We start from the raw sequence: 22,495 nt of genomic DNA on the forward strand, positions 1-22,495 counted from the left end.
CTACCCATCCCCCACCACGGCCACCATGACCCTGCGACTGCACAACACCCTGACACGCCAGCTCGAAACGTTCCAACCGCTCGATCCGGCCTGTCCGACCCTGTATGTCTGCGGTCCCACGGTCTACAACTATGTCCACATCGGCAACGCCCGTGGCCCGGTGGTGTTCGGGGTGCTGGCCGATCTGCTGCGACGCCGTTTCGGCGCCCTGCGCTACGCGCGGAACATCACCGACGTGGACGACAAGATCAACACGGCCGCGCGGGACCAGAATGTGCCGATTTCGGCAATCACCGATCGTTTCGCCGCCGCGTACCGTGAGGACATGGCCGCACTTGGCGTGGTTCCGCCGGACATCGAGCCGGAAGCCACTGCGCACATCCCGCAGATCATTGAAATGATCGAACAGCTGATCGAGGCCGGGCATGCCTACGCCGCCGAAGGCCATGTGCTGTTCGCCGTGGGCACCTATGCCGATTACGGCAAACTCTCACGGCGCGATCCCGACGAGATGCTCGCCGGCGCGCGCGTGGACGTGGCCCCGTACAAGCGCGACCCGGGCGACTTCGTCCTGTGGAAGCCGTCCTCCGAGGACCTGCCCGGCTGGGCATCCCCCTGGGGCCGCGGCCGTCCGGGCTGGCACATCGAGTGCTCGGCGATGGCCGCCGCGCACCTGGGCCCGACCATCGACATCCACGCCGGCGGCGTCGACCTGCAGTTCCCGCACCACGAGAACGAGATCGCGCAGAGCGAGTGCGCGCACGGCGGGCAGACCTTCGCCCGCTTCTGGCTGCACAACGGCATGCTCAACTTCGGCGGCGCCAAGATGAGCAAGTCGATCGGCAACATCGAACGCGTGCACGACCTGGTCCGCGCGCATGCGCCCGAGGCGCTGCGCTATGCGCTGCTGTCGGCCCACTACCGGCAGCCGCTGGACTGGTCCGATGCGTTGATCGAGCAGTCCGCACGCACGCTGGATGGCCTGTACGGCGCACTTCGCGAGGTCGAGGCGGTAGCGGCCACGGCACGCATTCCCGAGGCGATCGAAGCGGTGCTCGATGAGGATCTCAACACGCCGCGCGCCTTGGCGTTGCTGTCGGAACTGGCCAGGAAGCTGCGCCACGCCTCGGCCTCGGCCGGCGGCCCGGACCATCCGCGCGAGGGCGCCACGCTGGCCGAACTGGTCGACCTGAAGAGCCAGTTGCTCGGCGCCGGCAAGGCGCTGGGGCTGCTGCAGCAGGCCCCGTCCGCGTGGTTCGGCAGCCAGGCCACCGACAGCGACGAGGGCGCGCGCATCCAGGCGCTGATCGATGAGCGCACGGCCGCCAAGCAGGCGCGCGATTTCGCCCGCGCCGATGCGATCCGCGATGCGCTGGCGGCAGAAGGTATCGCCCTGGAAGACACCGCGCAGGGCGTGCGCTGGGTGCGCAAGCGCTGAGGGCCCGCCCAGCCACTGACCTGCCCGGCCCCGGCGTCGGGCGCCCTGACACAGTCCCGGCCACGGATGGCCGGGTGCTTCCCCCGAACCATCACGGCCTGACCACGGAAGGCGCATACCGGCCCGGAGTCCCCCATGACCACCGTTTCCCCGTTCCCGCTCGAACCCACCGCCGCCGACGCGCAGGCGGCCATCGCCGATGAGTTCGCCTTTTTTGGCGACTGGTCCGAACGCTACCAGTACCTGATCGACCTGGGGCGCAAGCTGCCGGCCTTCCCTGAGGAGTGGAAGACCGAGCAGCACCGTCTGCTCGGCTGCCAGTCGATGGTGTGGATCGTGCCGGAAGGCAATGCGCAGTCGCTGCGCTTCCACGCCATCAGCGATTCGGCGATCGTGTCCGGGCTGATCTACCTGGCGCTGCGGGTGTACTCGGGCCGGTCGGCCGAGGAAATCCTGGCCACCGAGCCGACCTACATCCAGGACATCGGCCTGTCGCGCCATCTGTCGCCGACGCGCAGCAACGGCGTGGCGGCCATGCTGGCCTTCATCCGCGATACCGCACAGTCGCAGTCCGCGCAGTCGTGAGTGCCGACGCCCCGTCCGACACAGGCGACAGCGCGCTCAGCCTGTTGTCCCGCCCCGGCTTCTCGCTGCTGCTGGCCTATCGCATCTGCGCGATGCTGTCCTACCAGATCGTGGCGGTCACGGTCGGGTGGCACATCTATGAAGTAACCCGCAATCCGTTCTCGCTGGGATTGGTCGGACTGGCCGAGGTGCTGCCATTCTTCTGCGTGGCACCGTTCGCCGGCTATCTGGTCGATCACCTGCCGCGCCGCCGGCTGGGCATGGTGGCAGCCAGCGGGCTGGTGCTGACGGCGGTGGTGCTGACCGCGGTGGCGCAGGGCTGGCTGCCGTTCCACGGGGTGTGGCCGATCTATGCGGCGATCGCGATGACGGGGATGGTGCGCGCGTTTCTGTCGCCGATCTACAACGCGCTGTTCGCGCGGGTGCTCGAGCGCCAGCAGTACGCGCGCGGCGCGGGTCTGGGGGCGGTAGTGTTCCAGGCCGGCATGGTGGCCGGGCCGGCGCTGGGCGGGCTGCTGGTCGCCTGGGGCGGCAAGGGCGTGGCCTACGGTGTGGCGGTAGGCGTGGCGGCGGTCGCGGTGGGCTGTCTGGCCGTGCTGCGCGTGTCCGAGCCGGTGCACAGCGGTCCGGCCGCACCGATCTTCAAGAGCATCGCCGAGGGCGGCCGCTTCGTGCTGGGCAACCGGATCATGGTCGGGGCGATGGCGCTGGACATGTTCTCGGTGCTGCTCGGGGGCGTGGTGGCGATGCTGCCGGCGTTCCTGCACGAGATCCTGCACCACGGTCCGGAGGGCCTGGGCATCCTGCGCGCGGCGCCGGCACTGGGCTCGGTGTGCGTGGGGCTGTGGCTGGCCCGCCGGCCGCTGCAGCGCAACGCCGGCCGCGTGCTGCTGTTCGCGGTGGCCGGGTTCGGGCTGTGCGTGATCGGGTTCGGGCTGTCGCACAGCTTCTGGCTGTCGGCGGTGATCCTGCTGTTCTACGGTGCCTTCGACGGCGTGTCGGTGGTGATCCGTTCGACCATCCTGCAGTTGGCCACGCCGGAAGAAATGCGTGGACGGGTATCGTCGATCAACGGCATCTTCATCAGTTCGTCCAACGAGCTGGGCGCGTTCTATGCGGGCACGATGGCCAAGCTGCTCGGTCTGGTGCCGGCGGTGGTGCTGGGTGGTTTCGCGGTGCTGAGCGTGGCCGGCATTACTGCCTGGAAGAACCCCACCCTGCGCCGCCTGAACCTGCGCGACCTGCACTGACCGGGAGCGGCCTGCCAGGACGGTCGGCCGCCGGCGGTGGCAGGTACCGACCGTTGGTCGGCTGCCTGTGCAGCAGAGCGCCGAAATTCCGCGGATCAAAAAAAACCCGGCCGAGGCCGGGTTTTTGATTGCGTCGCGACCGATCGGCGATCAGTCGCCCTGCTGCTTCTGCAGGTGCTCCCAACGCTCCTGGGCGTCGATGGTGCGCTCTGCAGTCAGACGCGCTTCCAGACGATCCAGGCCGATCTCTTCGCCGGTGTCCACGCAGTAGCCGTAGTCACCGTCTTCCAGGCGCTTCAGGGTGCTGTTGATCTTGCCGATCAGCTTGCGGTAACGATCACGGGTACGCAGTTCCAGCGAGTTCTCGGTCTCGCGGGTGGCGCGCTCGGCCTCATCGCCGATATCACGCACTTCCTCCTGCAGATTCGCGATGGTCTGCTTGGATTCCTCGACCAGATCATTGCGCCAGTGCTGCAGGCGCTGGCGGAAATACTCCAGCTGCAGCGGATTCATGTATTCCTCTTCCGCGCTCGGCTTGTAACCGTCGGGCAGGATCGGACGACCGGTGGCTTCGTCAGTCTTGTATTCCACCACCTTCACCTTGGTGCGCGGGGCCGGGGCGGCCGAACGCGCTGCCACGGCAACGGCGACCTTGCCGACCGGACGGGACACGGGCTTGGGGGCGGACTCGGACTTGGCGGGGGTTTTTGCAGGCGATTTCGAAACGGGCACGGGATTCTTGTTTTGCGGGGCTTTCGAGGCGGGGGACGCTGCTACCGGCGCCGGCGCAGGCGCCGGAGGGGTGGCAGGCGTGACCGCGGACTTGGCCGGGACAGACTTGGCCGGCGCCGGCGATGCCGGCTTCGGTGCGGACTTGACTACAGGTGCTGCGGCCGGCTTGGCGGCCGGCTTGGTTGCCACGGGCTTGCTGGCGGTCTTGCTTGCCTTCACCGGCTTGGCCGGCGGCTGTTTGGCCGCGACCTTCTTCACCGGTGCAGGCTTGGCGGCCGGCTTGACAGCCACCGGCTTCACCGTCTTCTTTGCCACGGTCTTGCTGGCGGCGGCCTTCTTCACCGGCGCCTTGGCGACCGGCTTGGCCACAGCCGTCTTCCCGGCCGTGGCCTTCTTGGGCGCCGCCTTGGCGGGCGCGACCTTCTTCGCGGCTGCCTTCTTGACCACGGGCGCCTTGGTGGCGGTCTTCTTGGCCGCCTTGGCCGGGGTCTTGCCGGTGGATTTCGTTGCGGGTGCCGTCCTGGCCGCCGGTTGTTTGGATGCAGGCTTGCCGGCCGGCTTGGCGGCCGGCTTCTTGGCAACGGACTTGGCCGCCAACTTCGTTACAACAGGCTTGGCGGTTTTCTTGGCGGCCTTGACGGCCTTCTTTGCAGTTTTTTTAGCAGCCACGAAACGCTCTTCCTTGGATTCCCCGGGGCCCGGGAAAGCGGGCCTTTATAGCCTACCCGACCAGCAGCAGCAACCACACCGCCTACTCCGTTCAGCCCCGGAGTCGCAAGGGGTGAAGCCGGCCTGCCCGCTGGGCGGACCGGCTCGCGCAGTTCGGCACCTGACCCGGTGATGCCACCGGGGCGGCCCGCCACGCGCGTGGGCGTGAGCGGGTCCAACGCCCCATCCTGCGACAAATGCGGCCTTCATGCCAACTGCTCTAAGATGGCGGGGTGATCTCGCGCCTGCTCATTGCCCTGCTGCGCTTCTACAAGCGCTTCATCAGCCCGCTGCTGGGGCCGCGCTGCCGCTTCGTGCCCAGTTGTTCTGAATACGCCATGCAAGCCATCGCCCTGCATGGCCCCGCGCGCGGCAGCTGGCTCGCCGCCCGCCGGCTCGGTCGCTGCCATCCCTTCCATCCCGGTGGCGTGGACGAGGTGCCGCCGCGCGCCCCGCACGCCGCTTGCCGCTGCACAGGAAAACACTGAAATGTCCTCCACGCTCATCGTCAACGCCCGCCTGGTCAACGAAGGTCGCATCACCGACGGCGACCTGCGCATCGAGAACGGCCGCATCGCGCAGATCGGCACCGGCCTGGAGGCGCGCCCGGGCGAGACCGTGGTCGATGCCGCCGGGCGCTGGCTGCTGCCGGGCATGATCGATGACCAGGTGCACTTCCGCGAACCGGGCCTGACCCACAAGGGTGATATCGCCACGGAATCGGCGGCGGCCGTGGCCGGTGGCCTGACCAGCTTCATGGACATGCCCAACACCAATCCGCCGACGCTCAATGCAGCGGTCCTGCAGGCCAAATACGACGCTGCCGCCGGCCGCGCACGCGCCAACTACGGCTTCTACATGGGCGCCAGCAACGACAACCTGGCCGACATCAAGGTGGTGGACCCGAAGCAATCGCCGGGCATCAAGGTGTTCATGGGCGCCTCCACCGGGAACATGCTGGTGGACAACCCGGAGACGCTGGACGCGATCTTCAAGTACGCCCCCACGCCGATCATCACGCACTGCGAAGACACCCCGATGATCGACGCCAAGGCGAAGGAATACGCCGAGAAATACGGCGACGCGCTGAGCGCGGAACAGCACCCGGATATCCGCTCGCGCGAGGCCTGCCTGAAGTCGTCGGAGCTGGCGGTGGCGCTGGCGAAGAAGCACGGCACCCGCCTGCACGTGCTGCACATCTCCACCGCCGATGAGCTGAAGCTGTTCGAGAAGGGTCCACTGATCCGCGCCGACGGCAGCCGCAAGCAGATCACGGCCGAAACCTGCATCCACTTCCTGCGCTTCGACCGCAGCGATTACGCGCGGCTGGGCAATCTGATCAAGTGCAACCCGGCAATCAAGGACGCCAGCGACCGCGAGGCCCTGACCCGCGCGGTGGCCGAGGACGTCATTGACGTACTGGCCACCGACCATGCCCCGCACACCTGGGAAGAGAAGCAGAAGCCGTATGCGCAGGCGCCGTCCGGCCTGCCGCTGGTGCAGTACGCGCTGGTGGCCGCGCTGGAGCTGGTGCACGAAGGCAAGCTGGAGATCACCCAGGTGGTGCAGAAGTTCGCGCACGCCCCGGCGCAGCTGTTCGACGTGAGCCAGCGCGGCTATCTGCGCGAGGGCTATTTCGCCGATCTGGTGCTGGTCGAAGACGTGCCGTTCACGGTGAAGCGCGAGGACGTGCTGTCCAAGTGCGGCTGGTCGCCGTTCGAGGGCATGACCTTCCGCTCGCGCATCGCCTCGACCTGGGTCAACGGCCAGCTTGCGTGGGACGGCGAGCGGCTGGTCGGGTCGCCGAACGGCCAGCGCATGAGCTTCGACCGCTGATGCGGGCGCGTCTGCTGGGCTGGAGCCTGCTTCTGGCGGGCGGGGCGACGCTGGGCGCCCTGCTGTTGCCCGTGGGCGCCCAGGCGCAGGCCGACACCCGCGTGGTGTTCCCGGCCAGCGCCTCGCAGGGTGCGATGGTGATCGGAAAGGTGCCCGCCGGCAGCTCGGTGCAGTACGGCGGCCGCACGCTGCGGGTAAGCGGCTACGGCAGTGTCGTGTTTGGCATCGGCCGCGACGAGAAGGGCCCGCTGCAGGTGCAGGTGCGACGCCCGGACGGCGCCACCGAGACGGCCAGCATCGCGGTGACGCCGCGCGACTGGCCGGTGGAGCGCGTCAACGGCGTCCCTCCCAAGACAGTCAACCCGCCGCCGGCGATTGCCGAGCGGATCAAACGCGAGCAGGCCCAGGTCACTGCTGCCCGCGCCCGCGACGACGACCGGACCGATTTCGCGCAGGCGTTCATCTGGCCGGTGCAGGGACGCATCAGCGGTCGCTTCGGCAACGCACGCGTCTACAACGGGCAACCCGGCGCCGGGCATTCGGGCATGGATATCGCGGTGCCGACCGGCACGCCGGTGAAAGCACCGGCCGCTGGCGTGGTCACGTTCGCCGGGCCGGACCTGTACCTCACCGGTGGCACCCTGCTGCTTGATCACGGCTATGGGGTGAGCTCGAACTTTCTGCACCTGTCGCGCATCGACGTGAAGGTCGGCGACCGGGTCGAACAGGGCCAGGTGATCGCCGCAGTCGGCGCCACCGGTCGTGCGACCGGGCCGCACCTGCACTGGGGCATGAACTGGTTCGATACCCGCATCGATCCGCTGCTGGTGCTGGAGCGGCGCTGACGAAGGCGTACCGACCCACGGTCGGTACCCACCCTGCCCCAGCGATCAGCCGCGGGCTGCCCACCAGGTGCGCAGCAGCGTACGCAGCGGCGTTGCCTTGAGTTCGCGCCCCTGCACCCAGGCCTGCTGGCGCGTGCGTGCCAGCGAGGCATACAGGCGGCGTGGGCGCGGCCCGGCCACGCGCGCGGGCCAGTCGCGCAGCAGTTGCTGCCCCCAGCGCTGCGTCACGTCCTGCTCGCCCTGCGCCAGCAATGCGCGTGGCACGGCGGCGACGCCGGCCTCGTGCAGTCGCTGCGCCAGGGTCTGCAGCACCACCGGCGTGGTGGTGTCACCGCGGACAGCCGCCTCGAAGATCACCGCCTCCACTGCGGCCACCGCAGCGGCGTACGCGCGCAGCGCGGCGAGCGCCTGCGCCGGGTCCACCGGCACGGCACGCGCGTCGATGAGGTCCGGCAGGGTCTGGGCCAGTTCCGCCCACGGCGCGCGCAACGGTTCCAGTACACGGCCCAGCGGATGCCTGGAGCGCTGGGCGGCCCAGCTGCGCAGCTCTTCGCCCCACCACGCCAGCTTGGCGTCGGCCGGGGTCGGGTCGCCGCCGATATTGAGGATGTCGTCGAACTCCTGCAGCAGCGCGAACCACGCCACCACGCGGAGGCGCTGTGCCTCCGGCACGAAAGGTTCGGCTACCGACCATTCCGGCCAGCGGGTTCGCCACTTGTCCAGGAAGCTGTCCAGGGCGCTGGAAGTTGTCACGGGAAGTCCTTCAAATGCTGTGCGGACCCACGGTCCGCACTTGCCTGGGGAAATGTGCCGACCCACGGTTGGCACCTGCCGGAGTGGGTCATCGGCCGGTCGTCCGGTCTACCCGCGCGCGGGCGGCCAGGCGTCGGGGCGCTGCAGCTGCGCGGGGTGTTCGGCCATGCGTTCGGCGCCCCACGCGTGCGGGTCGTCGGCGTCCAGGCGGTAGCCCCACAGCGCGGCCACCGAGGCCATGCCGGCGGCGTTGGCAGCGACGATATCGCGCTCGTCGTCGCCGACGTAGATGCAGGTGGCCGGGGCCATCGCCATACGTTCGGCCGCCGCCAGCAGCGGCAACGGATGCGGTTTGCGCTGGGCCAGCGTGTCGCCGCCGATCAGCACGGCACAGCGCTGTTCCCACCCCAGTTGCGGCACGATCAGCCGCGCCAGGTATTCCGGCTTGTTGGTGACGATGCCCCAGCGGCAGCCGGCCGCCTCCAGCGCGTCGAGCATGCCGGCCACGCCGTCGAACAGCACGGCATGGCGGCCGATCAGGCCTTCATAGCGCTCCAGGAATTCGGGCACGAGCGCGTCACGCTCGGCCTGCCCCAGCTCCGGGAACGCGACCGATACCATCGCCCGGGAGCCCTTGGACACCACCGGGCGGAGGACGTCCAGGCTGATCGGAGCACGGCCGCGCGCGCCGAGCATCGCATTGGCGGTGGCCAGCATGTCCGGGGCGCTGTCCAGCAGTGTGCCGTCCAGATCGAACAGCACCGCCTGCGGGAACATGCCCGCGTGACCTGCGGACTCAGACACCGGCAGCATCGTCCGGCTTCACGGCATAGGCCAGGTAGTTGATGTCGGTGCGGCTGCTCAGACGCGCGCGGTTGCGCCACGGCTCATAGGCCATGCCGCTGACATCGCGCAGGGTGAAGTCGGCCTCGCGCAGCCACTTGCCGAGTTCGGCCGGCTTGATGAAGTCCTGGTAATGGTGCGTGCCCTTGGGCAGCAGCCGCGCTACGTACTCGGCACCGACGATGGCCACCGCAAACGCGGCCGGGGTGCGGTTGACGGTGGACAGGAACAGCTGGCCGCCGGGCTTGAGCAGGCGGTGGCAGGCGGCGATGATCGCGCCCGGGTCGGGGACGTGCTCCAGCATTTCCATGCAGGTGACCACATCGAAGCTGCCCGGCTGTTCGGCGGCCAGGTCCTCGGCGGCCTGCAGGCGGTAGTCCACCGTGACGCCAGACTCCAGGCTGTGCAGCCGCGCGACCTTGACCAGTTCCGGGGCCAGGTCGATCGCGGTGACCTCGGCGCCTTCCTTGGCCAGTGCTTCGCTGAGCAGGCCACCGCCGCAGCCGATGTCCAGCACCCGTGCGCCACGCAGCGGGACGCGGCTGGCCACGTACTGCAGGCGCACCGGGTTCAGGGCGTGCAGCGGCTTCTGCGGGCCGTCCGCATCCCACCAGCGGTTGGCGAGTGCGGCGAACTTGTCCAGTTCGGCCTGATCGAAATTGGTGGAAGCGTGGGGGGCGTTCATGGGGATCCTTGGTGCATCAAGCACGGATGTGGCGGATGCGCTCGCGCCACTGGCGCGCGTTGGCGACGATCGCCGCCGTGTCCATGCCAACCAGTTCGCGCTGGACCAGCTTGGGCTGGCCGGCAATCCAGACATCACTGACCTGGTGGCGGCCGGCGGCGTAGACAAGCTGCGAGAGCACATGGTGGAGCGGCTGGGTTTCCAGCGCGGACAGGTCCACGCAGACCAGGTCGGCCTGCTTGCCCACCTCGATCGACCCGATGCGGTCGCCAAAGCCCAGCGCGCGTGCACCGCCCAGGGTGGCCGCGCGCAGCGTGGTGGCCGCGTCCAGCGCGGTGGCATCGTTGGCCACGGCCTTGGCGAGGATCGCTGCGGTGCGGTTCTCGCTGAACATGTCCAGATCGTTGTTGCTGGCGCAACCGTCGGTGCCGATCGCCAGGTTCACGCCGGCGCGCTGCAGGGCGCAGGCCGGACAGAACCCGGAGGCCAGCTTGAGGTTGGATTCGGGGCAATGCACCACGCTGACGCCACGCTCGGCGCACAGGTGGATCTCGGCCTCGGTGAGCTGGGTCATGTGCACCGCGATCAGGCGGTCGTTGACCAGGCCCAGGCGGTCCAGGCGCGCCAGCGGGCGCTGGCCGTGCAGCTTGATCGAATCGCTGATTTCCTGCGCGGTTTCATGCGTGTGCAGGTGGACCTGCATGTCCAGCTGGTCGGACAGCATGCGCACGCGCTCGAAATTGGCGTCGTTGACGGTGTACGGCGCGTGCGGCGCGAACGAGGTGCCGATCAGCGGATCGTTGCGCCACTGGTCGTGCAGCTCGCCGGCCTTGGCGAAGTACTCGTCGTCGGTCTTTGCCCAGGCAGTAGGGAAATCGATGATCACCGCGCCAACCAGGGCGCGGAAGCCATGCTGCTTGTAGACGGCCGCCTGGACGTCGGAGAAGAAGTAGTTTTCGTTGGCGCAGGTGGTGCCGCCACGCAGCATCTCGGCGATCGCCAGCGTGGTGCCGTCGGCCACGAACTCCGGCCCGATCACCGCCGCTTCCACCGGCCAGATGTGCTGCTGCAGCCACACCATCAGCGGCAGGTCGTCGGCGACGCCGCGCAGCAGGGTCATCGGGTTGTGGGTGTGCGCGTTGACCAGGCCCGGCATCAGCGCCGCGTCCGGGCGTGACACGGTCTGCATCGGCGCGAAGCGCGCACGCGCCTCGGCACGCGGCAGGATCGCGATGATCTCGCTGCCACGGATGGCCACGGCATGGTCTTCCAGCACCACCGCATGCGGCTCGATCGGGACCACGTAACCGGCTTCGATCAGCAGGTCACAGGCTTCGGGAATGCGTGCGGTGTCGGTCATGCGGGCTCGCTGAGGCAGGGGGGATGCAGCGGAGGGGCGGCGGTGTGCCGGCGACACGCCGGGGACATGCCGTCTGTAGAGCCGGCCGTTGGTCGGCTGCCGTTCGCGACGCGCGTTGAGACCCCGCCACCAGCAGCCGACCAACGGTCGGCTCTACCCGTATCCGATCGTTGGTCGTGGGCAACAGCCGACCAGCGGTCGGCTCTGCCGTCATCCGACCGTGGGTCGGATTACTTGCCGGCGCGTGCGGAGTATTCACCCGAGCGGGTGTCGACCTTGATGATTTCATCCTGGTTGACGAACAGCGGCACGCGGACCACGGCGCCGGTTTCCAGGGTGGCCGGCTTGCCGCCACCGCCCGAGGTGTCGCCACGGACGCCCGGATCGGTTTCGGTGATCTTCAGTTCGACGAAGTTCGGCGGCTGGACGAAGATCGGCTCGCCATTCCACAGGGTGACGATGCAGGATTCCTCACCCTTGAGCCACTTGTCCGCGCCGCCCATGCCGGCCTTGGTGGCCTGGACCTGCTCGAACGACTCCGGGTCCATGAAGTGCCAGTACTCGCCGTCGGTGTACATGTAGTTCATGTTGGTGTCGACGACGTCGGCCTTTTCCACGTCATCGGTGGCCTTCATGGTCATTTCGACCACGCGGCCCGACTTGATGAAGCGGTACTTCATGCGGGTGAAGGCCTGGCCCTTGCCCGGCTTGACGTACTCGGTCTCGGTGATGACCGCCGGTTCATTGTTGACCAGGATCTTCATCCCGTTCTTGACATCGTTCATGCCAACAGTGGCCATGCTGAAACTCCTGAATGGGCAAACGCCGCGCAGGCGCGGCGAGCCGGATAGAATGGAAAACCCACCGGCACCGGTGGGGTGACTCGTTTTTCTGACCGACATGATAACCGCAGGCCCCCATTCCATGCAGCTTTCCGCCACGCCCCTGCCCACCCCCGTGCGCTGGCAACAGCTCTGGCGCGAGGCGGTCCGCGACCCGCGGCAGCTGCTGGCGCAGCTTGACCTCGACCCGGCCGGGCTGCCCCTTTCGGCCGAGGCGGCCAGCCAGTTCGCGCTGCGCGTGCCGCAGGGCTTCATCGCCCGGATGCGCCCGGGCGACCGCCACGACCCGCTGCTGCGGCAGGTGCTGCCGGTCACCGATGAAATGCAGGTGGTGCCGGGCTTCAGCCTGGATGCGGTGGGCGACGGGCTGGCCAGAAAGGCCACCGGGGTGATCCAGAAGTACCGCGGCCGGGCCCTGCTGGTGACCACCGGCAGCTGTGCGATCAACTGCCGCTACTGCTTCCGCCGCCACTTCGACTACGGCACCGAGAATGCCGCCAGAGAGGGCTGGCGCGAGGCGGTGGACGCCATCGCGCAGGACCCGGACATCGACGAGGTGATCCTGTCCGGCGGCGACCCGCTGTCACTGGCCACCCACAAGCTGGAAGAGCTGACCCAGGCCCTGGCGCGGATTCCGCACCTGCGCCGTCTGCGCATCCACAGCCGGCTGCCGGTGGTGCTGCCCGAACGGGTGGACGACGCCCTGGTGCAGTGGATCGCCGCCCTGCCCTGGCCGGTGGCATTTGTGATCCATGCCAACCATGCCAACGAGTTCGACGCCGCCGTGGACACAGCGATGGCCCGCCTGCGCGGCGCCGGCGCCACCCTGCTCAACCAGGCGGTGCTGCTGCGCGGGGTCAACGACTCCCTGCAGGCGCTGCAGGACCTGAGCGAACGCAGCTTCGCCGCCGGCGTGCTGCCGTACTACCTGTACCAGGTGGACCGGGTCGAAGGCGTGGCCCACTTCGAGGTACCGGACGACACCGCCAAGGCACTGCACGCCCAGCTCACCGCACGCCTGTCCGGCTACCTGGTCCCCAAACTGGTCCGCGAGATCGCCGGCGATTCCAGCAAACGCCCCGTCTAGGGGCGTGGGCGGGAATAAGGGGCATCGGCGGACAGGTGATGACTACTGGTCATCACGACGTCCACGTCACCGGCCCGCCTCGATCATCTGCACCACCTCGGTCGCGCTGACCGGGTGGCTCAGCCAGTAGCCCTGGCCCAGGTCGCAACCGCGCTGGCACAGCAGGTCGAACTGCACTTCCTGCTCGATGCCTTCGGCCACCACGGTGATGCCCAGCGCGTGGGCCATCGCGATGATCGCCGTGGTCAGCGCCAGGTCGTCCGGATCGCGCTGCATGTCGGCAACGAAACTCTTGTCGATCTTGACCCCGTCCACCGGCACCTGGCGCAGGTGGCTGAGCCCGGAGAAGCCGGTGCCGAAGTCGTCCAGCCACACCTTCACGCCGGTGCGGTGGAGCTTGTCCAGCAGTGCGGCGGCCAGCATCTCGTCGCCGATCACCGCCGTTTCGGTCAGCTCCAGATGCAGGCGCGAGGCGGGCAGGCCGGTATCGCGCAGGCAGTCGGCAACCAGGGTGGGCAGCTCGCCACCGCGCAGCTGGCGCGGCGACACGTTGACCGACACGAACAGGCCGTCACTGTCGGCACCGTGTGGCCACTGCACCGCCTCCATGCAGGCCGCACGCAGCACCTTGGGACCGATCACTTCGATCAGGCCGCTCTGCTCGGCCACTTCAATGAACACCGACGGCGGGATCGTGCCCAGCGTCGGGTGCTGCCAGCGCAGCAGGACTTCGACGCCCACCATGCGGCGGTCGCGGGTGCGGAAGATCGGCTGGTACACCAGCCGCAGCTCGCCGCGTTCCCAGGCGCCACGCAGTTCCTGCTCCATGTGCACGCGCCGCTCGACCGCGTGGTCCATCGCACGGCTGTAATAGCGATAGCAGTTCTTGCCGGCCATCTTGGCCTGGTACATCGCGATGTCGCCATTCTTCAGCAGCGTGGTCGCGTCGGCGGCATCGTCGGGGAACAGGGTCACACCGATGGAGGTACCCAGGAACAGCTCCCTGCCCTGCACCACCAGCGGCTTGCCCAGCTCGCGCACCAGGATCTCGGCCAGGTGGCGCGCGGTGGCCGCGACGTCGCCATCGCCGATCAGGATCACGAACTCATCGCCACCAAAGCGCGCCAGCAGGGCCTCGTCGCCACCGGCCTGCGTCACCGCCGCGCTGATGCGCTGGGCGAACTGCAGCAGGGCCTCGTCGCCGGCCTCATGGCCGAGGGTGTCATTGACGCGCTTGAAGTCGTCGATGTCGGCAAACAGCAGCCCGAGCCGATGACCGGAGGCGCGCGCGGCCATCAGGCGGTGATCCAGCGCTTCGCGGAACGCCAGGCGGTTGGTCAGGCCGGTCAAGGCATCGGTATAGGCCATGTGCCGGACCTCGCGGTCGTGCCGGGCGATGGCCTCGCTCATCCGCCCGAACGCACGCACCAGCTCGCCGACCTCGTCCCTGCGCGAGCTTTCGCGCAGCTGCACCTGGTAGTCGCCCGCTTCGATCTGGCGCGCGGCGGCGGCCAGCCCGCGGATCGGGGTGACCAGGGTGCGCTGCACGTAGATGATCACCACCACGCCGATCCCCACCAGCAGACCCAGCATCAGCAACAGCCAGCCGAGGTGCCGCTTGCCCACCTGCTGCAGGCGGTCGCCGAGGGTCTGGTTGGCGCGTTGCTCCATCGCCTGCACGTCGTCCAGCGCCATGCCCACGCGGACACCGCCGATGCGCTGGTTGCCGATCATGATCGGCATCGCGTTGTCCAGCACCTTGGGCGACTCCTGCACCACCAGCTGGCGGGCGCCCTTGGCCCCTTCGGCCAGCGGGTCGGTCATGGCACGGCCGAAGCCCAGCACCTCCACCGATCCGTCATGGATCAGGCGGCCATCGGCGTCGAACACCAGCACATAACGCACCACCTGCTGCCGCGAGGTGTTGCGCACCAGCGCGCCGACCTGCTCCAGGTCGTTGTAGTAAAGCGGATTGGCCAGCGCATCGGAGAGCTCGCGCGCCAGAGCCTCGCCACGACTGCGTACGCTGCGGTCGAACAGACCGTGGATCACGCTGCCGCTGAGGTGCTTGACCTCATCCTGCATGGTGGCCTGGCGCCCCAGCACGACCGCCACGATCGCCACCACCACCAGCATGGCACCGCTCATCGCCAGCACGAAACGTGCCTGCATTCCGGAACCCAACGGCCTCATTCCACTTCCATCCGCACGCGTGCCCAACCCTGTTTCAATTCATCCAGCCGGTGCTGCATCTGCGCATCCACCCGATGGAACCCGGACGTACCAAAGAACTTTTCCAGCGCATCCTGCGCGTGTGGATCCGATGCTGCATCCAGCAGCACCTGCTGCAGGCGGTCACGCACCTGCGGGTCCAGACCGGCGCGCACCATTTCCACGCCGCGCGGATACGGCTCGGTACGGTGGATGACCCGGAAATCGCGCCGGAAGACCGGTGGAACGCGCTTGTCGTCCCCCCAGTCCACGCTGCTGACCGCCCCGGCATCGACCAGCCCCTTGTGCACCAGGGTGGCGATGTTCAGCTCGGACCGCGCGAACACGTAACCCACCGTATCGGGCGCGGCCGTGTCGTTTGCCGAGTGCAGTATCTCCGGGGTCATGCCGTGTTCGAGCAGGGTCATCACCGGGACCAGGTACGCACTGGTGGACGCCACGTTCTGCAGGGCCACGGTGCGCCCGGTCAGGTCTTCCAGGGTGCGGACCGGGCTGTCCCGGCGCACGAAGAATACGGTGTGGTACTCGCGCACCCCGCTGCGCTCGGTCAGCAGCAACGGCTGTGCGCCGCTGCGCATGCCCAGCGCGACGGCGGTGCCGGAGGTCTCTGTCACCCAGTCCACGCGGCCGCGGCGCAGGTAGCTGCCCATGCGCTGCGAGTCGCTGGCCATCAGAATGCGGCCTTCGGTGATGCCCACATCCCGCATGCGCGGCACGACGTAGTCCAGCAGGGGCTGCAGCTGCGCATAGTGTGACTTGGGATCATCGCTTATCCGTCCCAGCACCAGTACGTTGGACGGCCCCGCCGATGCCGGACCGACCGCCAGAGCGATGGCCAGACACAGCAGTCCCCCCTGCAGCAGCCATCGCAGTACTGACACGCGTCATTGCTCCCCCGAGATATCGAAACAGCGTACCCGAAAAAGTGAGAACTGCGTCAGATCATTGAGGCTTGCCTGCGGCCAGGCGTGCCATCCGCTGCGCATCGGACAGGATGCCGCGCAGCAGGCGCACTTCCTGTTCGCTCAGTTCGGTGCGCAGGAACAGCCGGCGCAGTTTGCGCATCGCCGATTCGGGCGCGCGGCCCTTGTGGAAGTCGATGTCGTCCAGGGTGTCGCCGAGCTGGCCGAACAGGCCCTCGACCTGGGCATGGCTGGCCGGCTCCTCGCGGAAGCCCGGCTCGGCCGGCGCGGCGGCGCTGACGCCCCCCAGGCTGGCCATCCTCAGCTCATAGGCCAGCACCTGCACGGCGGCCGCCAGGTTCAGGGAACTGAAGTCGGGGTTGGAGGGAATATGCACGGCCAGGTGGCAGAGCTGCAGCTCTTCGTTGGTCAGGCCGGTACGCTCGCGGCCGAATACAAAGGCCACTTCGGCCGGCTCGGCGGCCTTGGCCAGGGCGCGCTGCGCGGCAACGCCCGGCAGCAGCTCCTCCAACTGGACCCGGCGCGCACGTGCGGTGCAGCCGAGCACCAGCCGGCAATCGGCCACGGCGTCGGCCAGGGTGGCGACCACCGGGGCGTCGCCGAGGACGTCCTCGGCGCCGGCCGAGCGCCGGAAGGCCTCTTCGTTGAGGGGCTTTTCAGGGGCCACCAGCACCAGGCGGCCCAGGCCCATAGTCTTCATGGCGCGCGCGGCGGCCCCCATGTTGCCGGGGTGCTGGGTGCCGACGAGGACGAATCGGATGCGGGACGGAGCGGTTTCAATGGACATGAACAGGCCAGACGCGAGCAGGACAGCCACAAATGGTAAACTGTGCGACCGGCCTCTGCGCCGGGACCGCTCTTTTCCCCCGCCAAACCCCATCTCTGCCTTTACGGGAGCTTTTCGCCATGCAGAAACCCGCCGTCACCGTCATGGTCAAGGCCGCCCGCCTCGCCGGCAACGTCCTGTTGCGCAACATCAACAAGCTCGAGGCGTTGAACGTCGTGCAGAAGGGGCGCATGGACTATGCCAGTGAAGTCGATGCGGACGCGGAAAAGGTCATCGTCAAGGAACTCAAGCGCGCCTATCCCGAGTACGGGATCATGGGCGAGGAAGGTGGCGTGCAGGGCGTCAACCGTTACATGTGGGTCATCGACCCGCTGGACGGCACCAGCAACTACCTGCGCGGCTTCCCGCACTACTGTGTGTCCATCGCCCTGGTCGAGAACGGCGAGCCGATCGACGCGGTGATCTTCGACCCGCTCCGCAATGAACTGTTCACCGCCAGCCGCGGCGCCGGCGCGGTCTTCAACGACCGCCGCATCCGCGTGGCCGACCGCAAGGACCTGGCCGGCGCGATGATCCACACCGGTTTCGCCCCGCGCGAGCGCGCGCGCAGCAGCGCCCAGCTGAAAGCCGTGGATGCGCTGCTGGTGCACGCCGAGGACATCCGCCGCACCGGTTCGGCGGCGCTGGACCTGGCCTACGTGGCCTGTGGCCGTGCCGATGCGTACTTCGAAGCCGGTGTGAAGGCCTGGGACATCGCCGCCGGCGTTCTGCTGGTCCGCGAGGCCGGCGGCCGGGTCTGCGACTTCAAGGGTGCCACCCCGGCCCGCATGGACAGCCGTGGTCCGGAGACCCAGCAGATCGTGGCCGGCAACGTGAAGAACACCGAGATCCTGCAGAAGGTGCTGGTGAACACGGGCTACGCTGCCGAGTTCGACGCGAAGTTCTGATCGACTGCACCGGCACCCGCCCGGAAACGGCGCCCTCTGGGCGCCGTTTTTGTTTGGGCGTACCTGAAAGACGCGACCCGCCCAGCATCCTCGATCCTCGGCTGGGCAGGACGGCGTGGTCAGTGGGTCGGTGGCGGAACACGGGTGGGCCCCGTAGGGACCCGTCGGTCGTCTCCCGCTGCGACGCAAACGAAACGCCCGGCCAGGGCCGGGCGTTTCGGGGGGCAGTGCCGTCCGGGATCAGGCGACGGTGCTGTTGGCGGCCTTCAGGGCAGCGATGCGCTCGTCCAGCGGCGGGTGGCTCATGAACAGCTTGCGGGCCGTGGAGCCGGCGATGCCGAAGGCCGCGATCTGGGTCGGCAGGGTGCTCTGGCCGTGGTTGAGCTTGAGGCGTTCCAGCGCGGCGATCATCTTCTGACGGCCGGCCAGGTTGGCACCGCCGGCGTCGGCGCGGAATTCGCGGTGGCGCGAGAACCACATCGAGATCATCGTGGCGAACAGGCCGAACACCATCTCCAGCACGAACACGATGATGTAGTAGGCGAAGCCACGGCCGCCGCCTTCGCGGTTGCCCGACAGCGCGCTGTCGATGACACCACCGACCACGCGGGCCAGCACGATCACGAAGGTGTTCAGCACGCCCTGCAGCAGCGCCATCGTGATCATGTCGCCGTTGGCCACGTGCGCGATCTCGTGGCCCAGCACGGCCTCGGCCTCGTCTTCGCTCATGTTGTGCAGCAGGCCGGTGGACACCGCCACCAGGGCCTTGTTGCGGTTGGCGCCAGTGGCGAACGCGTTGATCTCCGGGCCGTCGTAGACCGCCACTTCCGGCATGCCGATGCCGGCGGCACGGGCTTGGCGTTCCACCGTGGCCAGCAGCCAGCGCTCGGTCGGGTTGCGCGGCTCGGTGATCACCACCGCGCCGGTGGAGCGCTTGGCCATCCACTTGGACAGCAGCAGCGAAATGAACGAACCGCCGAAGCCGAAGATGGCCGCCATCACCAGCAGGCCGCTCATCTGGTTGGGGTTGACCCCCAGCACCGACATCACGATACCGGCCAGGATCAGCACCGCGAGGTTGGTCAGAAGAAAGAGGGCAATGCGACTGAACATGGGAAAGGGACGCTTTGAAGAGGGATTTGACTGCAAATCTGCGGTGCCTTCATGTTGAATTCAAGTCGGAAACTGACCGACGATTCATAGTTCATGTCCATGACTCCCTACGTCGGGCGTTTCGCCCCCTCCCCCACCGGCCCGCTGCACCCCGGCTCCGTGCTTGCCGCGCTGGGCAGCTGGCTGCTCGCGCGGCACGCCGGCGGGCAATGGCTGGTACGGGTGGAGGATGTCGACCCGCCGCGCACCGTGCCCGGAGCCGTTGCCGGGCAACTGGCCACGCTGGCCGCCTTCGGACTGCACAGCGATGGCCCGGTCCTGCACCAGAGTCAGCGGGACGCTGCCTACCAGGCCGCGCTCGCGCAGCTGCTGGACGCCGGCCTGGCCTTCGCCTGCCATTGCAGCCGCCGCGATCTGGCCGACCAGGGCGGCATCCACCATCACTGCGTCCCACGTCCTCCGCGCGCCCAGCCGGCCATCCGCCTGCGTGTCGCACCCGGCACGGTGGTGAGCTTCAACGACGGCCTGCGCGGCCCGATCCGCCAGGACGTGCATGCCGACGTCGGCGACGTGGTGCTGCGCCGCGCCGATGGCTACTGGGCCTACCAGCTGGCAGTGGTGGTCGATGACGGCGCGCAGGGCATCACCGATATCGTGCGCGGGGCCGACCTGCTCGATTCCACCCCGCGCCAGATCCTGCTGCAGCAGGCGCTCGGCCTGCCCACCCCGCGCTACCTGCACCTGCCGCTGCTGCTCGATGCCGATGGCCGCAAGCTGTCCAAATCCACGGCCGCCGCGCCGGTGGATGCCGTCAACCCGCTGCCGGCCCTGCGCCAGGCCTGGGCCGCGCTGGGCCAGGACCCGGGAGCGCTGGCGACGGTCGATGAGGCCGGCGACGCCCTGCGCGCCGCCCGCGCAGCGTTCGACCCGCGCCGCCTGTCACCGGTCGACATTCCGCTCCGCCCCGCCGCGCCGTGACCGCCCCCTTTTTTTTGCGGTTGTTGCAGAATCCCCTTCCCCCCTATTGCTGGCCCTGCCGTTCGGAGTAGCTGCTCATGACATCTCGCGTCGCACTGGTCACCGGTGGCACCGGCGGCATCGGCACCGCCATCTGCCAGCGCCTGGCCGACCAGGGCCATCGGGTCGCCACCAACTACCGCGACCAGGCCAAGGCCGACGCCTGGCGGGAGATGATGCTGGCGCGCGGCTGCGACGTGGCGCTCTTCCGTGGCGACGTCTCCAACCCGGACACGGCCGAGGCGATGGTCCAGTCGGTCGAGGCCGCGCTGGGCCCGGTGGAGATCCTCATCAACAACGCCGGCATCACCCGCGACACCACCTTCCACCGCATGCGCGCCGAGCAGTGGCATGACGTCATCAACACCAACCTCAACTCGGTGTTCAACGTCACCCGCCCGGTGATCGAAGGCATGCGTCGCCGGGGCTGGGGCCGGGTCATCCAGATCAGTTCGATCAACGGTCTGAAGGGCCAGTACGGCCAGGCGAACTACGCCGCCGCGAAGGCCGGCATGCACGGGTTCACCATCTCGCTGGCGCGCGAGAATGCCGGCTTCGGCATCACCGTCAACACCATCTCGCCCGGCTATGTGGCCACCGACATGGTGATGGCGGTACCGGACGAAGTGCGCGCCAAGATCATCGCCGACATTCCGACCGGCCGCCTCGGCAAGCCCGAGGAAATCGCCTATGCGGTGGCCTTCCTGGTGGCCGAGGAAGCGGCCTGGATCACCGGTTCGAACCTGGACATCAACGGCGGCCACCATATGGGCTGGTGAGTGCGCCGCCGGGCATCGCCCGGCGCACGCGCCAATGCTGCACCCCTCGAAATTCCATGCTGCGCAACATGAATCGGCCCGGATACCCCGCCGCATGGGCCTTCCGGCGGTTGCATAGGCTGCTGCACTGCGCCATGCTGCGCGCCTACTGTGACGAGTGATTGCTTCATGGCTGCGACCCGCATTATCAAGAAGTATCCCAACCGCCGTCTCTACGACACTGAAATTTCGAGCTACATCACCATCGAAGACGTCCGCCAGCTGATCTTGGATGGCGAGGACTTCGAAGTCCGCGACGCCAAGAGCGGCGACGATCTGACCCGTTCGGTGCTGCTGCAGATCATCGCCGACCAGGAACAGGACGGCGAACCGATGCTGTCCACCCAGCTGCTGAGCCAGTTGATCCGCTTCTACGGCGATTCGCTGCAGGGCTTCATGGGCAATTACCTGGAGCGCAGCATGCAGGTGTTCCTGGACCAGCAGCAGCAGTTCCGCCAGCAGATGGGCAACCTGCTCGGCCAGACGCCGTGGGCGATGATGAACCAGCTGACCGAGCGCAACCTGGAGCTGTGGCAGGACTTCCAGCGCAACATGGGCACCGGCTTCGGCGGGCGTCCGGGTGGCACCGGTACCGGCCCCGCGGCGGGCGGCGGCACCGCCGGCGGCGCACGCAAGCCCGATGCACCGTCCACCCCGGGCACCGGCAAGACGCGCCGCTGATCCACCGCGCGTCCGGCTCCGCAACGACAAACGGCGCAGCCCTCGGGCCGCGCCGTTTTCGCAGGTGCTGCGCGCAGACTCAGCGCTTGGGCTTGGCGCAGCCCGTGCAGATCCGCTCCACCGTGTAGCCTTTGGCGCGCAGCTTCTCGACCACGCCGTCGTTGCCCAGCAGGTGCAGCGTGCCCACCACCACCAGCGTACCGCCCTGCCCGGCCTGCAGGTGCTGCTGCAGCTTGGGCACCCAAGCGTCATTGCGGTCGGTATTGATGCGCTTGTACAACTGCGGGTACTGGCCGCGCATCTGCGTGGCCATCGAATTCCACAGCAGCTTGTCGTCGCCGCGGCGCCAGGCATCGTGCAGCTTGCGCCCGTCCTCGTCACCCTTGTCGGCCTGTTCCAGCGCCTCGGCGACCATCTGCTGCTGCTCCTGCGCCGACATCCCCGACAACACTGCGATCTGGGTGTCGATGTCTTCCAGGCCGGCGGTGGCTTTGCCCGAGGCAGCTGCCTGGGTCATGAAGTGGCGGTCCAGACCGAGCTTCGGGTCCAGGCCCATCTTGGTGAACTGACTGAGGGTGATGGTCAGCCCGACGAACCACGGCTTCATGCCCTGCAGCTGCGCCAGCGGCAGGTTGTTGTCGCGCGCATAGGCCTGCAGCCGCGTCCAGGTGGGCGCATCGAGGTCGCGCTTGAGCTCGCTGCCATCGGTACGCACCGCCGCCTGCACCATCTTCTGTGCCAGCTGCGGCGACTCCATGTCCTGCGGCGACAGCTCGAACACCACGCGCTGCGCGTCGGCGAACGCGCGGTCCACGTCCGCCGAGAGCGGGTAGTCGCCGGGGCGCAGCAGGTGGAAGGAGCCCAGCAGATAGACACGGCTGTCGCCGGGGCCGGTGACCTTCCACAACAGCGGCACCGGGGCGGCCGCCTTTGCCGCCGGTTTTGCAGCCGGGGCGGCAGCGCGGGCCTGCGCGGGCATGCCGAACGACAGGCCGGCGGCGATCAGCAACGGG

Annotated in this window: 22 protein-coding genes; 11 read left to right on the forward strand and 11 right to left on the reverse strand. The window is 68.3% G+C overall.

Features of this window, described 5'->3' with window-relative positions; all coding sequences use genetic code 11:
- Nucleotides 1-25 precede the first annotated feature (25 nt).
- The 3 genes from cysS (at nucleotide 26) to OC534_RS18055 (ending at nucleotide 3,273) form a co-directional block, all read left to right on the forward strand.
- A complete protein-coding gene (gene cysS, locus OC534_RS18045; RefSeq protein WP_017356629.1) occupies nucleotides 26-1,438 on the forward strand; it encodes a cysteine--tRNA ligase in 1,413 nt (470 codons plus the stop codon).
- Nucleotides 1,439-1,573: 135 nt separating this feature from the next.
- On the forward strand, nucleotides 1,574-2,023 hold the full coding sequence (locus tag OC534_RS18050) for a SufE family protein (protein ID WP_017356630.1): 450 nt from the start codon (nucleotides 1,574-1,576) through the stop codon (nucleotides 2,021-2,023).
- Complete coding sequence (locus tag OC534_RS18055) at nucleotides 2,020-3,273, forward strand: MFS transporter (RefSeq protein ID WP_136003256.1); 1,254 nt, start codon at nucleotides 2,020-2,022, stop codon at nucleotides 3,271-3,273. Before OC534_RS18050 ends, OC534_RS18055 begins: the two co-directional genes overlap by 4 nt.
- Before the next feature lie 150 nt (nucleotides 3,274-3,423).
- Here the strand turns inward: OC534_RS18055 and dksA are convergent, their stop codons facing one another.
- Nucleotides 3,424-4,674: an RNA polymerase-binding protein DksA gene (gene dksA / locus OC534_RS18060; protein ID WP_136003255.1), complete on the reverse strand. Its 1,251-nt coding sequence runs from the start codon at nucleotides 4,672-4,674 to the stop codon at nucleotides 3,424-3,426.
- 272 nt (nucleotides 4,675-4,946) lie between these two features.
- On the opposite strand from dksA, the gene yidD reads away from it, so the two are divergent.
- From yidD to OC534_RS18075, 3 genes are read left to right on the forward strand one after another with little or no spacing between them, the layout of a single operon-like run.
- Nucleotides 4,947-5,201 (forward strand): membrane protein insertion efficiency factor YidD, encoded by a 255-nt coding sequence (yidD, locus tag OC534_RS18065; protein WP_136003254.1) that lies wholly within the window; start codon nucleotides 4,947-4,949, stop codon nucleotides 5,199-5,201.
- Between the two features lies 1 nt (nucleotide 5,202).
- Complete coding sequence (locus OC534_RS18070) at nucleotides 5,203-6,549, forward strand: dihydroorotase (protein ID WP_136003253.1); 1,347 nt, start codon at nucleotides 5,203-5,205, stop codon at nucleotides 6,547-6,549.
- Nucleotides 6,549-7,394 (forward strand): M23 family metallopeptidase, encoded by an 846-nt coding sequence (locus tag OC534_RS18075; protein WP_136003252.1) that lies wholly within the window; start codon nucleotides 6,549-6,551, stop codon nucleotides 7,392-7,394. Before OC534_RS18070 ends, OC534_RS18075 begins: the two co-directional genes overlap by 1 nt.
- Nucleotides 7,395-7,439: 45 nt before the next feature.
- Here the strand turns inward: OC534_RS18075 and OC534_RS18080 are convergent, their stop codons facing one another.
- The 5 genes from OC534_RS18080 to efp all read right to left on the reverse strand — a co-directional run bounded on the left by OC534_RS18080 (nucleotide 7,440) and on the right by efp (nucleotide 11,835).
- A complete protein-coding gene (locus OC534_RS18080) occupies nucleotides 7,440-8,147 on the reverse strand; it encodes a squalene/phytoene synthase family protein (protein ID WP_136003251.1) in 708 nt (235 codons plus the stop codon).
- Nucleotides 8,148-8,255: 108 nt separating this feature from the next.
- Nucleotides 8,256-8,924 carry a phosphoglycolate phosphatase gene (locus OC534_RS18085; protein ID WP_153165230.1) on the reverse strand — a complete coding sequence of 223 codons (669 nt, stop codon included), beginning with the start codon at nucleotides 8,922-8,924 and terminating at the stop codon, nucleotides 8,256-8,258.
- A 19-nt stretch (nucleotides 8,925-8,943) separates the two neighbouring features.
- Complete coding sequence (gene ubiG / locus OC534_RS18090) at nucleotides 8,944-9,675, reverse strand: bifunctional 2-polyprenyl-6-hydroxyphenol methylase/3-demethylubiquinol 3-O-methyltransferase UbiG (RefSeq protein WP_017354965.1); 732 nt, start codon at nucleotides 9,673-9,675, stop codon at nucleotides 8,944-8,946.
- 16 nt (nucleotides 9,676-9,691) lie between these two features.
- The gene (locus OC534_RS18095; protein WP_017354966.1) at nucleotides 9,692-11,035 is read right to left on the reverse strand and encodes a TRZ/ATZ family hydrolase; all 1,344 of its coding nucleotides are present in this window, start codon (nucleotides 11,033-11,035) and stop codon (nucleotides 9,692-9,694) included.
- Nucleotides 11,036-11,265: 230 nt separating this feature from the next.
- Complete coding sequence (efp, locus tag OC534_RS18100) at nucleotides 11,266-11,835, reverse strand: elongation factor P (protein WP_017354967.1); 570 nt, start codon at nucleotides 11,833-11,835, stop codon at nucleotides 11,266-11,268.
- Nucleotides 11,836-11,959: 124 nt separating this feature from the next.
- On the opposite strand from efp, the gene epmB reads away from it, so the two are divergent.
- On the forward strand, nucleotides 11,960-12,964 hold the full coding sequence (gene epmB / locus OC534_RS18105; protein WP_136003250.1) for an EF-P beta-lysylation protein EpmB: 1,005 nt from the start codon (nucleotides 11,960-11,962) through the stop codon (nucleotides 12,962-12,964).
- 66 nt (nucleotides 12,965-13,030) lie between these two features.
- Here epmB and OC534_RS18110 read toward each other — a convergent pair whose 3' ends face one another.
- The 3 genes from OC534_RS18110 to OC534_RS18120 form a co-directional block, all read right to left on the reverse strand.
- Entirely contained in the window at nucleotides 13,031-15,157 is a 2,127-nt protein-coding gene (locus OC534_RS18110; protein ID WP_136003249.1) for an EAL domain-containing protein, read from the reverse strand.
- The gene (locus tag OC534_RS18115) at nucleotides 15,154-16,077 is read right to left on the reverse strand and encodes a phosphate/phosphite/phosphonate ABC transporter substrate-binding protein (protein WP_017354970.1); all 924 of its coding nucleotides are present in this window, start codon (nucleotides 16,075-16,077) and stop codon (nucleotides 15,154-15,156) included. The genes OC534_RS18110 and OC534_RS18115 overlap by 4 nt, the downstream gene beginning before the upstream one ends.
- A 61-nt stretch (nucleotides 16,078-16,138) precedes the next feature.
- Nucleotides 16,139-16,906, reverse strand: coding sequence for an RNA methyltransferase (locus tag OC534_RS18120; RefSeq protein ID WP_017354971.1), 768 nt, complete (start codon nucleotides 16,904-16,906; stop codon nucleotides 16,139-16,141).
- Nucleotides 16,907-17,025: 119 nt separating this feature from the next.
- Here OC534_RS18120 and OC534_RS18125 point away from each other — a divergent pair, with 119 nt between their 5' ends.
- A complete protein-coding gene (locus OC534_RS18125; RefSeq protein WP_017354972.1) occupies nucleotides 17,026-17,853 on the forward strand; it encodes an inositol monophosphatase family protein in 828 nt (275 codons plus the stop codon).
- A gap of 240 nt (nucleotides 17,854-18,093) precedes the next feature.
- Here OC534_RS18125 and htpX read toward each other — a convergent pair whose 3' ends face one another.
- Nucleotides 18,094-18,966 carry a protease HtpX gene (gene htpX / locus OC534_RS18130; protein WP_017354973.1) on the reverse strand — a complete coding sequence of 291 codons (873 nt, stop codon included), beginning with the start codon at nucleotides 18,964-18,966 and terminating at the stop codon, nucleotides 18,094-18,096.
- Nucleotides 18,967-19,059: 93 nt separating this feature from the next.
- Here htpX and gluQRS point away from each other — a divergent pair, with 93 nt between their 5' ends.
- The 3 genes from gluQRS (at nucleotide 19,060) to phaR (ending at nucleotide 21,482) form a co-directional block, all read left to right on the forward strand.
- Nucleotides 19,060-19,944 (forward strand): tRNA glutamyl-Q(34) synthetase GluQRS, encoded by an 885-nt coding sequence (gene gluQRS / locus OC534_RS18135; RefSeq protein WP_153165163.1) that lies wholly within the window; start codon nucleotides 19,060-19,062, stop codon nucleotides 19,942-19,944.
- Between the two features lie 77 nt (nucleotides 19,945-20,021).
- Entirely contained in the window at nucleotides 20,022-20,762 is a 741-nt protein-coding gene (phbB, locus tag OC534_RS18140) for an acetoacetyl-CoA reductase (RefSeq protein WP_017354975.1), read from the forward strand.
- Nucleotides 20,763-20,930: 168 nt separating this feature from the next.
- Nucleotides 20,931-21,482, forward strand: a complete 552-nt coding sequence (gene phaR / locus OC534_RS18145; RefSeq protein ID WP_136003247.1) for a polyhydroxyalkanoate synthesis repressor PhaR — start codon at nucleotides 20,931-20,933, stop codon at nucleotides 21,480-21,482.
- Nucleotides 21,483-21,561: 79 nt separating this feature from the next.
- Here the strand turns inward: phaR and OC534_RS18150 are convergent, their stop codons facing one another.
- On the reverse strand, nucleotides 21,562-22,461 hold the full coding sequence (locus OC534_RS18150; RefSeq protein ID WP_229296544.1) for a TraB/GumN family protein: 900 nt from the start codon (nucleotides 22,459-22,461) through the stop codon (nucleotides 21,562-21,564).
- Nucleotides 22,462-22,495: the final 34 nt, after the last annotated feature.

The sequence above is a fragment of the Stenotrophomonas sp. Marseille-Q5258 genome (genome assembly GCF_946900935.1).
Taxonomy (GTDB): domain Bacteria; phylum Pseudomonadota; class Gammaproteobacteria; order Xanthomonadales; family Xanthomonadaceae; genus Stenotrophomonas; species Stenotrophomonas nematodicola.

What these genes read in the sequence shown, in the direction of transcription:
- OC534_RS18095 (WP_017354966.1), bottom strand. Translation starts at nt 11,035, where the DNA reads ATGACCGACACCGCACGCATTCCCGAAGCCTGTGACCTGCTGATCGAA.
- OC534_RS18070 (WP_136003253.1), top strand. Translation starts at nt 5,203, where the DNA reads ATGTCCTCCACGCTCATCGTCAACGCCCGCCTGGTCAACGAAGGTCGC.
- cysS (WP_017356629.1), top strand. Translation starts at nt 26, where the DNA reads ATGACCCTGCGACTGCACAACACCCTGACACGCCAGCTCGAAACGTTC.
- OC534_RS18050 (WP_017356630.1), top strand. Translation starts at nt 1,574, where the DNA reads ATGACCACCGTTTCCCCGTTCCCGCTCGAACCCACCGCCGCCGACGCG.
- OC534_RS18075 (WP_136003252.1), top strand. Translation starts at nt 6,549, where the DNA reads ATGCGGGCGCGTCTGCTGGGCTGGAGCCTGCTTCTGGCGGGCGGGGCG.
- OC534_RS18110 (WP_136003249.1), bottom strand. Translation starts at nt 15,157, where the DNA reads ATGAGGCCGTTGGGTTCCGGAATGCAGGCACGTTTCGTGCTGGCGATG.
- phbB (WP_017354975.1), top strand. Translation starts at nt 20,022, where the DNA reads ATGACATCTCGCGTCGCACTGGTCACCGGTGGCACCGGCGGCATCGGC.
- OC534_RS18085 (WP_153165230.1), bottom strand. Translation starts at nt 8,924, where the DNA reads ATGTTCCCGCAGGCGGTGCTGTTCGATCTGGACGGCACACTGCTGGAC.
- OC534_RS18120 (WP_017354971.1), bottom strand. Translation starts at nt 16,906, where the DNA reads ATGTCCATTGAAACCGCTCCGTCCCGCATCCGATTCGTCCTCGTCGGC.
- epmB (WP_136003250.1), top strand. Translation starts at nt 11,960, where the DNA reads ATGCAGCTTTCCGCCACGCCCCTGCCCACCCCCGTGCGCTGGCAACAG.
- ubiG (WP_017354965.1), bottom strand. Translation starts at nt 9,675, where the DNA reads ATGAACGCCCCCCACGCTTCCACCAATTTCGATCAGGCCGAACTGGAC.
- htpX (WP_017354973.1), bottom strand. Translation starts at nt 18,966, where the DNA reads ATGTTCAGTCGCATTGCCCTCTTTCTTCTGACCAACCTCGCGGTGCTG.
- phaR (WP_136003247.1), top strand. Translation starts at nt 20,931, where the DNA reads ATGGCTGCGACCCGCATTATCAAGAAGTATCCCAACCGCCGTCTCTAC.
- efp (WP_017354967.1), bottom strand. Translation starts at nt 11,835, where the DNA reads ATGGCCACTGTTGGCATGAACGATGTCAAGAACGGGATGAAGATCCTG.
- OC534_RS18150 (WP_229296544.1), bottom strand. Translation starts at nt 22,461, where the DNA reads ATGCCCGCGCAGGCCCGCGCTGCCGCCCCGGCTGCAAAACCGGCGGCA.
- OC534_RS18125 (WP_017354972.1), top strand. Translation starts at nt 17,026, where the DNA reads ATGCAGAAACCCGCCGTCACCGTCATGGTCAAGGCCGCCCGCCTCGCC.
- gluQRS (WP_153165163.1), top strand. Translation starts at nt 19,060, where the DNA reads ATGTCCATGACTCCCTACGTCGGGCGTTTCGCCCCCTCCCCCACCGGC.